Raw genomic sequence first — 10,640 nt, 5'->3', positions numbered from 1 at the left:
CTCGGGATCGCTATGGCCAAACGGCAGCCGCGCCTCATCCCGGTCCTTTTAGCGCTCGCGGCAGGAGCAATGCTTTACATTGTGTTAAAGGAGCTTCTACCCCGGATGATAGCGGGCGGTGAAAACACCGGCTTTCTCTGTGGTTTCCTGCTACTTTTCCTGCTCTGGTGGTTTCTAGATCGGTTTTGACTTCCTGCGGCCGCGCTACTTTTTCAGCAGGCACCAGGCCCCTGCGGCTAGGAAGGCAACCCCGAGGATACGCCAGCAGCTAAAAGGAAGGCGGGTCATCCCGAAAAGACCGAAATGGTCGATTAGCGTCGCTGTCAGCACCTGCCCTAAGATGATCGCGGTCGTTGCGGGCGCCACGCCAACCTTGGGGATGCACCGGGCAAACGCTGTAAATGATAAGCACCCCGCGCAGGCCGCCTATCCAGGCATACCACGGCGCCTGCGTGAGGCGCGAAAAACTACCCCGTGTAAACAGCAGCAGCAACCCTGCAAAAGCCGTCCCTACCGCGTGGACGATAAAGGTGGCCAAACATAAGCCAGCAATCTTCCCCATAAGCGCATTCACCGCGCCTTGAACCGCCATAACGGCCCCCGCAAAGGCCGCCAGCAATAACGGAAAAAGCTTTAAACCTAACATCGCCTCACCCGACCTCTATTATTTCCCAGGGGAGTTTGCCGCAACCGGCTAACTTTCTTCTTGTCTTTCCACTCCCTGCCGTGTTAAATTTGACGTTAAAGAAAAAGCAACGCGAAGAAAGGGGGTTGCTTGCTTTCTGAATCGTTTAATCTGCTATAAATCTTACCGAAAAATCTGGCAGCTGAGCCGAGAAAAAATCGGGAGAAAGGAGCTAAGGCAATGCTGAAGCAGTATTTTAAACTGCTCTGCCTGCTGGTACTTTTCCTTTTTGTGGCCGGTTGCGGTAAGGCCAAAACCACAACCGCCCCCGCACCCCAAGGCACGCCCAAGGAGCCCTACAAAATCGGTGCCATCGTCGACGCGAGCGGCCCCGCAGCCTCGCTTGGCGAACCGGAAAGAGATACGTTGAAGATGCTCGCCGCCGAACTCAACGCCAAAGGGGGCATCGACGGCCACCCGGTCGAGCTCATCATCCTCGATAACAAGAGCCTCGAAAGCGAAACGGTCCTGGCGGCCAAAAGGCTCATCGACCAGGATAAGGTCCTGGCCATCATCGGCTGCACCCAAAGCAGCACTTCGCTGGCTATCGTAGACACCGTCACCAAAGCCCGGGTGCCCACGGTTTCGATGGCAGCCTCCGCCAAGATCGTCACCCCCGTTGCCGAGCGCCACTGGGTTTTCAAGACCGCGCAGAGCGACATCATCGTTGCGAACAAGATCGCCAAGTACCTTGTCGGTAAGGGCGTCAAGAACGTGGCTTTCCTTTCGGTCAACAACGCCTTCGGCGACTCGGGCCTGGTTAATTTTGAGAAGGCCGCCCAGGCAAACGGGCTTAACATCCTCCTGAAGGAAAAGTTTGAGGCGACCGACACCGATATGACCGCCCAGCTCGCCAAGGTCAAGGCGTCCCAAGCGCAAGCCACCGTCGTCTGGGCGATTCCGCCGGCAGCCTCAATTGTCACGAAAAACTTCCGGGAGCTCGGCATCAAGATGCCGCTCGTCCAAACCCACGGGATCGGTAACAAGAAATTCCTGGAACTCGCCGGCGCTGCAGCCAACGGCGTGGTGGCCCCGATGGGTAAGCTTCTGGTGGCCGAACAGCTTCCGGACAGCGACCCCCAGAAGCAGGTGCTCCTCCAGTATATCGCAGATTATCAGAAGCGGTATAACGCCCGGCCGAGCACCTTCGGCGGCTACGCCTACGATGCGTTTAACTTAGTAGTAAAGGCCATCAAGCAAGCCGGCCCCGACCGGGCGAAGATCCGGGACGCCCTCGAGCAGATTACCGGCTACGTCGGAATCAGCGGTGTCTTCAACATGTCGCCCCAGGACCACAACGGCCTCAGCGAAGATTCGATGGTTATGGTGGAGATCAGGGACGGCAAGTGGCAGCTTCTTCAGTAAATCTCCGAAGAGAGATGTCGGGGGTGCGGCTTTCCTTACGGGGTAAGGCGTACCCTCAGCTTGTCACAGGAATGGAGTGCAGACAGGTTTGCAGCGGAAGGTCTTATCGGGTAACGAAGCAATCGCTTACGGAGCACTGGAAGCCGGTGTCCACGTGGCTACCGGTTACCCCGGTACCCCTTCTTCGGAAGTTCTGGGCACTCTCGCCCGACTGGCACCGGAATACGGCTTCTATGCCGAATGGTCCACCAACGAGAAAGTTGCCCTGGAGGTAGCCGCAGGTGCAGCGTTGAGTGGCGCCCGCGCGATCGTGACGATGAAACAAGTGGGCCTAAATGTAGCCGCCGATGCCCTGATGACCCTGGCTTACCTCGGGGTGGTAGGGGGGCTTGTCCTCGTGGTGGCGGACGACCCCGGCCCGCATAGCTCACAGAACGAGCAGGATACCCGGCTTTTCGGCCGGTTTGCCAAAGTCCCGGTGCTTGATCCGGCCACCCCGCGCGAGGCGAAAGCGATGGCGGTTTTTGCCTTTGACCTTGCCGAGCGGCTTCAGCTACCCGTGATCCTTCGCCCTACCACGCGCGTTTCCCATGTCTGTCAGGAAATGGCTGTACGCCCATCTTACCGACCCCGGCCGGTGGAAGGATTCAAGCGGGATCCCCGGTGGGTTTGCATGCCCTCGCTAGCCGCACAACGGCACGTGTGGCTTAACACCGCTCAGGAGCAGGCATCAATGCTTCTGGACGAATCACCCTTTAATTCTACCACGGTGGTCGGTGAAGTCGGTATTATCGCTTGCGGGGTTAGTTTCAATTACGTCCGCGAAGCACTCCGGTTGCTGGGACAGGAGGTTTCGGTGCTTAAAATCGGCACCCCTTACCCCCTTCCGGAGAAACCGGTGGTCGACTTCCTCCGCCAGATGAAACGGGTGCTGGTAGTGGAAGAACTGGAACCGGTGGTGGAGGATCAGGTAGTAGCCATGGCCTGGCAGCACGGCTTGCGTCTCGCGATCGCGGGTAAACGCGACGGCACCGTTCCGCGCGAAGGAGAATTCGACGTTGACCGGGTTGCCCCAATAGTAGCGGCCTTCTTAGGGGTTCCGTGCCGGCAGAGCCCGAAAACGCTGCCGCCGCCGCTCCCCCGGCGCGGCCCTGTTTTGTGCGCTGGCTGCCCGCATCGCGCCTCCTTCTACATTTTCAAGGAGGCAGTACAGGGAATGGATGTTGTTTTTACCGGGGACATCGGCTGTTACACCCTGGGCTTGGTCCCGCCCCTGGAAGCGGTACATACCTGTCTCTGCATGGGTGCAGGCATCGGTATGGCGGCAGGCATTCATCACGTTAACCCTGGGAAAAAGTGCGTCGCTTTCATCGGTGATTCTACTTTTTTCCACAGCGGACTACCCGGCTTAATCAACGCCGTTTATAACCGGGCGGAGATCGTAGTGGTGGTACTTGATAACCGGACTACCGCGATGACTGGACACCAGCCGCATCCGGGCACAGGACGTACCGCCACCGGTGGCGAAACAGCGGTGGTGGAGATCGCCAGCTTGGCCCGCGCCTGCGGGGTTACCTACGTCCGGGAAGTGGACCCCTTCGACACCGACGCGGCACTGGTTGCCGCCCGTGAGGCGCTGCGCCACAGCGGACCGGCCGTGGTAGTGATGAAAAGTCCTTGCACAAAGCTGGTCAAACCTACCACCCGGTACCAAGTAATCACGGAAAGGTGTGTGGGCTGCGAAGAGTGCATCCAAAAGGTCGGTTGTCCGGCATTCCTGCCCGGGGCAGAAGGACCGGTAATCGGTAGCGATTGTACCGGCTGCGGGCTATGTGCCGCCGTCTGCCCCACTGGCGCCATCGAGAAGGTGACAGCGTGAGCTTCGATGTGGTTATCGCCGGCGTCGGCGGGCAGGGAAATATCCTCGCCGCCCGCGTCTTAGCCCGGGCGGCCGTAGCGGCCGGCTTTGGGGTACTAACTTCGGAAAGCGTCGGAATGGCGCAGCGCGGGGGGTCCGTCGCTAGCCACGTCCGGATCGGCCAGGAGCTTTACGGGGCCATTATCCCGGACGGGAAAGCAGACCTCCTGATCGGCCTCGAGTTGGTGGAAACAGCCCGCGCTCTTCCCAAGTTACGTCCCGGCGGCCAGGTCATAGCCGCCACTACCGTTATCCAGCCACCGGCCCTGATTTTGACCGGCAGCGCTTGCGACGCAGCGGTTATAGCCGCCTATCTCCGCAAGGCGGTTCCTGACCCTCTGCTGATCGACGCCGCTAGCGTTGCCACTCGGGCCGGTAACCGCCGGGCCGCCAACAGCGTGCTGTTAGGCGCAGCCACCAGCCTGGGCGGTCTCCTCCCGTTTGCCCCCGAACTACTTCTGGCTGCGCTTCTGGAAAGCCTGCCGTCCGGTCTCCGGGAAGTTAACCAGCACGCCTTCATCCTCGGCAAGCAGGAAGCGGAAAGGATTCGGGCCACGGGGCAAGCAACTTGATTCCATAATATTTAGGAGGATGAGCAGATGGCTGAGCTGAGCCGAGCGGTCCCGGAAAGGGACCAGTTACGCACCCGTCAGGAGGAATTGCTCCGGCAGCTGATCGAGCGTCTCTTCGCCAACTCGCCCTTTTACCGGGCTAAACTCCGCGCCGCGGGAATAGAACCCGGCGATATAAAAACTATCAGTGACCTGGCCCGGGTTCCCTTCACCACCAAGGAAGAGCTGCGGGAGGCCTATCCCCTGGGACTGATGGCGGTACCGGAGGAAGCGGTGGTTCGCATTCACTCCTCTTCAGGAACCACTGGTAAACCCGTCATTGTACCCTACACCGCGAAGGACGTGGAAGACTGGATCACCATGTTCGCCCGCTGTTACACGATGGCCGGCGTCGGCCGGCGGGACCGGGTGCAGGTGACGCCCGGCTACGGGCTGTGGACAGCAGGCATCGGTTTCCAGATGGCGGCAGAGAGGATAGGAGCGATGGTGGTGCCGATGGGACCCGGCAACACCGAAAAACAGCTCCAGATGATGGTCGATCTCGAAACCACGGTGCTTACCGCCACCTCGTCCTATGCCCTGCTGCTGGCCGAAGAGATTAACCGGCGCGGCCTGCAGGAAAAGATCAAACTCAAGCGCGGCATCCTGGGTTCGGAGCGCTGGAGCGACAGGATGCGGGCCCGCATCGAGAACCTGCTCGGTATCGAAACTTTCGATATCTACGGGATGACCGAGATTTATGGCCCCGGCATCGCCATCGACTGCTCGCTCCACCGGGGACTCCACTACTGGGCTGATTACTTACTTTTCGAGGTGATCGACTCAGAAACCGGGAAACACGTGCCGCCAGGCGCGCAAGGAGAACTGGTAATTACCACGTTAGTTAAAGAAGGGATGCCGCTACTCCGCTACCGGACCCGGGATATCACCCGCCTAATTCCCACTTCTTGTCCCTGCGGGAGCCCTTACCCGATGATCGACCGAATTTTAGGGCGCACCGACGACATGATCAAAATCAAGGGGGTGAATATCTACCCGGGACAAATCGACTTCGTCCTTAAGTCGGTCCCCGGCCTTAGCAGCGAGTACCAGATCATCCTTACGCGGGAAGCAGGACGTGACCAGGCGTTGGTAAAGGTAGAAGGAGAACCGGGCGTAGATGCTACTGCCGCTGCTGCTGCCTGCCGCAACGCGATCAAGACCCATATCGGGGTGACGTTTGCGGTGGAGGTGGTGCCGTTTGGCAGCCTGCCCCGCAGCGAAAAGAAAACCCAGCGGGTTTTTGACTTGCGAGAAACATGAGGGCATCTTCGGCAACAGAATCAAAATCTCTGCTTGTTTTTCGTGTCCTGACGTGTTAGATTTGAACAGTGAAGGCAAAACCGGCCGAAAACGGGTATTTTTGTAGTAACTAAATGGCATCGCAGGAAAGATTAGTTTGATGAGGTAAGGAGAGGAGAATAAAGATGAAGCAGCGCCTTTTTCTAGTTTGTCTGCTCACCTTACTGGTCCTGGTTGGCGGTTGCGGCAAGGCTAAAACCACTACGACGCCAGCAGCAACTAAAGCGCAGAAAGAACCTTATACGATCGGGGCCATCCTTGATACAAGCGGTCCCGCCGCATCGCTTGGCGAGCCTGAGCGGGACACCTTGAAGATGCTGGTAGAAAAACTTAACGCTAAAGGCGGTATTAACGGCCACCCTATAGAGCTTATCCTCCTAGACAACAAAAGCTCCGAAAGCGAAGCAGTATTGGCGGCCAAACGTCTGGTAAACGAGGATAAGGTGTTAGCAATCATCGGTTGCTCCCAAACCGGTACCTCGTTAGCGATTGTGGACACCGTTACCAAAGCCCAGGTGCCGATGATTTCGGTCGCTTCGTCCGCCCGGATCGTAACGCCGCCTAGTGAGCGGCGGTGGATTTTCAAGACGACCCAAAACAACGAGACCGTAGCCCAAAAGATGATCGCCTACCTTAAGCAAAAAGGAATCAAGGACGTTGCGGTGTTGTCCGTAAACAATGCTTACGGGCGGGACGGTGCCGGTACCTTCATCGCACTCGCGGCCAAGAACGGCATCAACATAGTCCTGCACGAAAAGTTCGAGGCCACCGATACCGACATGACGGCGCAGCTCGCCAAGGTGAAAGCTTCGCCCGCCAAGGCCACCGCGGTTTTCGCCATTCCGCCGGCAGCCTCGATTGTGACCAAGAACTTCCGGGATCTGGGTCTTCAAATGCCGCTCCTCCACTGCCACGGTATCGGCAACAAAAAATTCCTCGAACTCGCCGGTGATGCGGCAAATGGCGTCGTTGCCCCGATGGGGAAGCTCCTGGTTGCCGAACAGCTTCCGGACAGCGACCCGCAGAAGCAAGTATTACTGAAGTTCATCGCCGATTACCAGAAAAAGTACCACATGCGGCCGACTACCTTCAGCGGCCACGCCTACGACGCTTTTTACCTGCTCGTCAACGCAATCAAGCAGGCCGGCCCAGACCGGGCAAAGATCCGGGATGCCCTTGAACAGACTAAAGGCTTTATAGGCGTTAGCGGCGTCTTCAATATGTCACCCCAGGACCACAGTGGTCTGGGTCAGGACGCCATGGTTCTCGTAGAGGTTAAGAACGGCCAGTGGCACTTGCTGCAGTAGGAGGATACGACCGTTGGGCATTGAGAGCCAGTACATCCAGTATCTTCTGAGCGGGCTGACGACAGGCAGTATTTATGCTTTGATCGCTTTGGCTTTAGTAGTCACTTTCAATATCACCGGCATTTTTAATCTCGCGATCGGGGAATTCGTGACGATCGGGGCCCTCACCGCCGTAAGCCTGCGCGAAGCAGGCTTACCGGCCGCCCTGGCTTATTGCATAGCCGTCCTGGTCGCCGGTTTGGTTGGTGCCCTCGTGGAGCGCGCAACGATTCACCCCGCCCGGAACGCCTCAGTTCTAAGTTTAATTATCATCACCATCGCTGTATCGATTGCTTTGCGGGGTGCGGCCCTTCTCATCTGGAAGACGCACCCCTATACCCTTCCTCCTTTTGTAAGCGCCCCGCCGCTGCGGCTCTTAGGTGCCTCGCTTGTTCTCCAGAGTCTATTTATTCTGGGCCTCGCGGTGGTGGCCGTAAGCCTACTTTTTGTCTTCTTTGAGTTTACCTACATCGGCAAGGCAGTGCGGGCGGCAATGATAAACCGGACGGCAGCGCGACTGGTTGGAATTAACCCCGGTCGCCTATCCCTTTTCGCCTTTACCTTTAGTGGCGTTATTGCCGCCCTAGCGGGCATCTTCATTACACCCATCACTATGGCTACCTATGACATGGGGTTTATGCTGGGACTTAAAGGTTTTGTGGCCGCCATCTTGGGCGGCGTAACCAACACCACGGGCGCTATAATTGGCGGCATTTTGCTCGGGGTCCTGGAGGCTTTTGCCGCAGGCGCGGTATCCTCCGGATTGAAGGATGCGATCGCAATGGTAGTTATGATCGCGGTGCTCCTAACCCGGCCAACAGGTATCCTAGGCTCAACCCGAAACAGTGCTTAAACCTCAAGGAGATGGGTTTCTTGGTTTCGCGCAAGCCCTATCACCTGCTCTTACTTTGTGGTGCCATCTTATCTTTGCCGTTCGTCGTTAAAAGTACCTATATTCTGGGAATACTTATTTTTATCGCGCTTTACACCATTGTCGCCGAAGGTCTAGGGGTCTTGATGGGGTATGCAGGGCAGGTTTCCTTTGGCCAGGCGGCCTTTTACGGACTTGGCGCCTATACCGCCGCCATCCTAGCCACCCACTGGCACCTGCCCCCGCTTCTCTGTCTAGTTGCGGCGCCCGTGCTGCCCACTATAGTAGCACTTATCATCGGCCGTCCAATTTTACGCTTGCGGGAGCACTACCTCGCGCTAGCCACTTTAGGCTTCGGTATCCTCGTCTATGCGTTTTTCAAGGAATTCGCCGGGCTCACCGGCGGCCCCTCAGGACTTACCGGTATCCCCTACCTTTCCCTCGGACCCCTCGTCTTGGACCGTGACTGGAAGTATTACTACCTCGTCTGGCTTATTCTCGCCCTCGTTTTAGTCGCCATTGATAACCTTACCCGCTCGCCAGTGGGACGGGCCTTCAGGGCGATCCACGCCAGCGAAAAGGCTACGGAGGCCGCAGGGATCGATACCACAACGCTAAAAGTGCAGGCCTTCGGGTTAAGCGCCTTCCTGGCCGGGCTCGCGGGGGCGCTTTACGCCTTTTGGGTTACCTTCATCAGCCCTTCCCCCTTTAGCTTTACCGCTTCGGTCGAATTCGTCCTGATGGTGGTGGTCGGCGGCCTAGGTACCCTGTGGGGCCCGCTTTTAGGGGCCGCAATCGTCGTTGGGCTTACCGAATTCCTTCGGTGGGCGGTCGGAATGATCATGCCGGAAGCGGGTGGCGAGTTTGAAATCATCTTTTTCGGTCTTATCTTCATCCTCATTATGCTTTTCCGGCCGCAAGGACTCCTCACACCGCGCGTCTTCCAGGGCACCACGACCGGGAAAATGGAGGCTGACCGATGTTTGCGGTAAAAAATCTTTCCAAGCGTTTCGGCGGGTTACTGGCACTAAACAGGGTAAGCTTCTCGCTACAACGAGGCGAAATCCTGGCGCTTATCGGACCAAATGGGGCCGGGAAAACCACCCTTCTCAACCTGGTTACCGGAAACCTTCGCCCCGATGAAGGCGAAATCACCTTCAAGGGCAGACGCCTCAACGGCCTTAAACCTTTCCAGATTGCCCGCCTGGGGATAAGTCGCACCTTTCAGAACCTCGAACTCTTTACCACCTTAACGGTGGCCGAAAATGTAATGGTTGGTTTTTACCGCTTACACCGGACCGGTTTTTTTAAAGCGCTCCTGCGGCGTCCTGGTGTAATGTGGGAAGACCGCGAGCTTTATCGCGAAGCCGTCAAACTCCTCCAAAAACTGGGGCTCGCGGACAAGGCCGACTGGCCGGCCGGGAGCCTTCCCTTCGGGCAGCAGCGCCTGATCGAGATCGCCCGGGCGCTGGCCGGGCAGCCGGAGATCCTGCTCCTGGACGAGCCTGCTGCGGGTCTTAATAACGCGGAATCCGAGGCCCTTGCGCGTTTTTTACGTACGCTTCCAGAAGCAGGACACACCCTTATCTTGGTAGAGCACGATATGGATACCGTCATGGGCCTCGCCAACCGGGTGGTGGTGCTCAACTTCGGTACTGTTATCGCCACCGGAACCCCTACCGAAATTTTGCGCAACCAAGAAGTAATCGCCGCTTACCTGGGGGAAGAGGAGGAAGAGGCGTGCTAAATGTCCGGGAAATCACTGTCTACCGCGGGCACATCCGGGCCCTGACCCAGGTTTCGCTTAGCATAAACCCAGGGGAGGTGATCGCTGTCTTAGGGGCAAACGGTGCAGGGAAAAGCACCTTGTTAGGCGCACTTGCTGGGCTCTACCCGCTAGCAAGCGGGGAGATTACCTTTCAAGGGGACTCCCTTAAGGGGCTCCCCCCTGAGGCCATCGTTCGCAAAGGTATTAGCCTCGTTCCCGAGAACAGACAGCTCTTCCTTTCGCTCAGCGTCCGTGACAACCTGCTTCTCGGCGCCTTCCACCGCTACCAGCGGGACAAAAGGTTACTGAGTGAAGAACTGGCTAAGATTCTCGCCCTCTTCCCAGCGTTAAAGGAAAAATTAAAGGCACCGGCCGGGACTTTGAGCGGCGGCCTGCAGCAGATGGTGGCCATCGGGCGGAGTCTCATGGCTAAACCCCGCCTCCTGCTCATGGATGAACCTTCCGTCGGCCTCGCTCCCTTGGTGGTCCGCGAGATTATGCAGACAATCCGCCGGTTGCGAGAGCAGGGCCATACAGTGCTCCTTGTAGAACAAAACGCGCGGGCCGCGCTCAAAATCGCAGACCGCGCTGTGCTCCTGGAGCAAGGACGAATTGTCTTTTCTGGCAGCCCGAGCGAACTCGCCCGGAGCAGCAGCCTCTACGCCGCTTACCTCGGCTACACCACACCGGCCTGAGACCCCGCGCTCGTAACCTCTTTCGGCTCAACTTGGAAACCCTCGACCAAAGAAATCCTTGCGGCTCAAGGGCTGCAAG

The 10,640-nt window shown here is 57.8% G+C and carries 11 protein-coding genes and 1 pseudogene; 10 read left to right on the top strand and 2 right to left on the bottom strand.

Annotated features, from left to right (window positions below; genetic code table 11):
* The coding region (locus ACUVTA_RS05190) for a hypothetical protein (protein ID WP_445951911.1) at positions 1 to 189 on the top strand (189 nt) is incomplete at its 5' end.
* 15 nt (positions 190 to 204) lie between these two features.
* On the opposite strand, the gene ACUVTA_RS05185 is transcribed toward ACUVTA_RS05190, so the two are convergent.
* Positions 205 to 366: a DMT family transporter gene (locus ACUVTA_RS05185; RefSeq protein WP_445951910.1), complete on the bottom strand. Its 162-nt coding sequence runs from the start codon at positions 364 to 366 to the stop codon at positions 205 to 207.
* 112 nt (positions 367 to 478) lie between these two features.
* A pseudogene (locus ACUVTA_RS05180) lies at positions 479 to 592 on the bottom strand (DMT family transporter); the annotation flags it as partial.
* Between the two features lie 273 nt (positions 593 to 865).
* Here ACUVTA_RS05180 and ACUVTA_RS05175 point away from each other — a divergent pair.
* The 9 genes from ACUVTA_RS05175 (at position 866) to ACUVTA_RS05135 (ending at position 10,561) form a co-directional block, all read left to right on the top strand.
* Positions 866 to 2,050, top strand: a complete 1,185-nt coding sequence (locus ACUVTA_RS05175) for an ABC transporter substrate-binding protein (protein WP_445951909.1) — start codon at positions 866 to 868, stop codon at positions 2,048 to 2,050.
* Positions 2,051 to 2,138: 88 nt separating this feature from the next.
* Positions 2,139 to 3,929 (top strand): indolepyruvate ferredoxin oxidoreductase subunit alpha, encoded by a 1,791-nt coding sequence (gene iorA / locus ACUVTA_RS05170; RefSeq protein WP_445951908.1) that lies wholly within the window; start codon positions 2,139 to 2,141, stop codon positions 3,927 to 3,929.
* A complete protein-coding gene (locus tag ACUVTA_RS05165; protein ID WP_445951907.1) occupies positions 3,926 to 4,540 on the top strand; it encodes a 2-oxoacid:acceptor oxidoreductase family protein in 615 nt (204 codons plus the stop codon). Before iorA ends, ACUVTA_RS05165 begins: the two co-directional genes overlap by 4 nt.
* 27 nt (positions 4,541 to 4,567) lie before the next feature.
* Complete coding sequence (locus tag ACUVTA_RS05160) at positions 4,568 to 5,842, top strand: phenylacetate--CoA ligase family protein (RefSeq protein WP_445951906.1); 1,275 nt, start codon at positions 4,568 to 4,570, stop codon at positions 5,840 to 5,842.
* A gap of 164 nt (positions 5,843 to 6,006) precedes the next feature.
* Complete coding sequence (locus ACUVTA_RS05155; RefSeq protein WP_445951905.1) at positions 6,007 to 7,188, top strand: ABC transporter substrate-binding protein; 1,182 nt, start codon at positions 6,007 to 6,009, stop codon at positions 7,186 to 7,188.
* 13 nt (positions 7,189 to 7,201) lie between these two features.
* Positions 7,202 to 8,080 carry a branched-chain amino acid ABC transporter permease gene (locus ACUVTA_RS05150; RefSeq protein ID WP_445951904.1) on the top strand — a complete coding sequence of 293 codons (879 nt, stop codon included), beginning with the start codon at positions 7,202 to 7,204 and terminating at the stop codon, positions 8,078 to 8,080.
* A gap of 11 nt (positions 8,081 to 8,091) precedes the next feature.
* A complete protein-coding gene (locus tag ACUVTA_RS05145) occupies positions 8,092 to 9,090 on the top strand; it encodes a branched-chain amino acid ABC transporter permease (protein WP_445951903.1) in 999 nt (332 codons plus the stop codon).
* Positions 9,078 to 9,845, top strand: a complete 768-nt coding sequence (locus ACUVTA_RS05140; RefSeq protein WP_445951902.1) for an ABC transporter ATP-binding protein — start codon at positions 9,078 to 9,080, stop codon at positions 9,843 to 9,845. The genes ACUVTA_RS05145 and ACUVTA_RS05140 overlap by 13 nt, the downstream gene beginning before the upstream one ends.
* Positions 9,839 to 10,561, top strand: coding sequence for an ABC transporter ATP-binding protein (locus ACUVTA_RS05135; RefSeq protein WP_445951901.1), 723 nt, complete (start codon positions 9,839 to 9,841; stop codon positions 10,559 to 10,561). The genes ACUVTA_RS05140 and ACUVTA_RS05135 overlap by 7 nt, the downstream gene beginning before the upstream one ends.
* Positions 10,562 to 10,640: the final 79 nt, after the last annotated feature.

The sequence above is a fragment of the Thermodesulfitimonas sp. genome (genome assembly GCF_052743955.1).
This window is presented reverse-complemented; position numbering and strand designations above follow the sequence as displayed.

Coding starts and splice junctions, on each gene's coding strand:
- ACUVTA_RS05155 (WP_445951905.1), top strand. CDS start 6,007: ATGAAGCAGCGCCTTTTTCTAGTTTGTCTGCTCACCTTACTGGTCCTG.
- ACUVTA_RS05160 (WP_445951906.1), top strand. CDS start 4,568: ATGGCTGAGCTGAGCCGAGCGGTCCCGGAAAGGGACCAGTTACGCACC.
- ACUVTA_RS05140 (WP_445951902.1), top strand. CDS start 9,078: ATGTTTGCGGTAAAAAATCTTTCCAAGCGTTTCGGCGGGTTACTGGCA.
- ACUVTA_RS05175 (WP_445951909.1), top strand. CDS start 866: ATGCTGAAGCAGTATTTTAAACTGCTCTGCCTGCTGGTACTTTTCCTT.
- ACUVTA_RS05145 (WP_445951903.1), top strand. CDS start 8,092: ATGGGTTTCTTGGTTTCGCGCAAGCCCTATCACCTGCTCTTACTTTGT.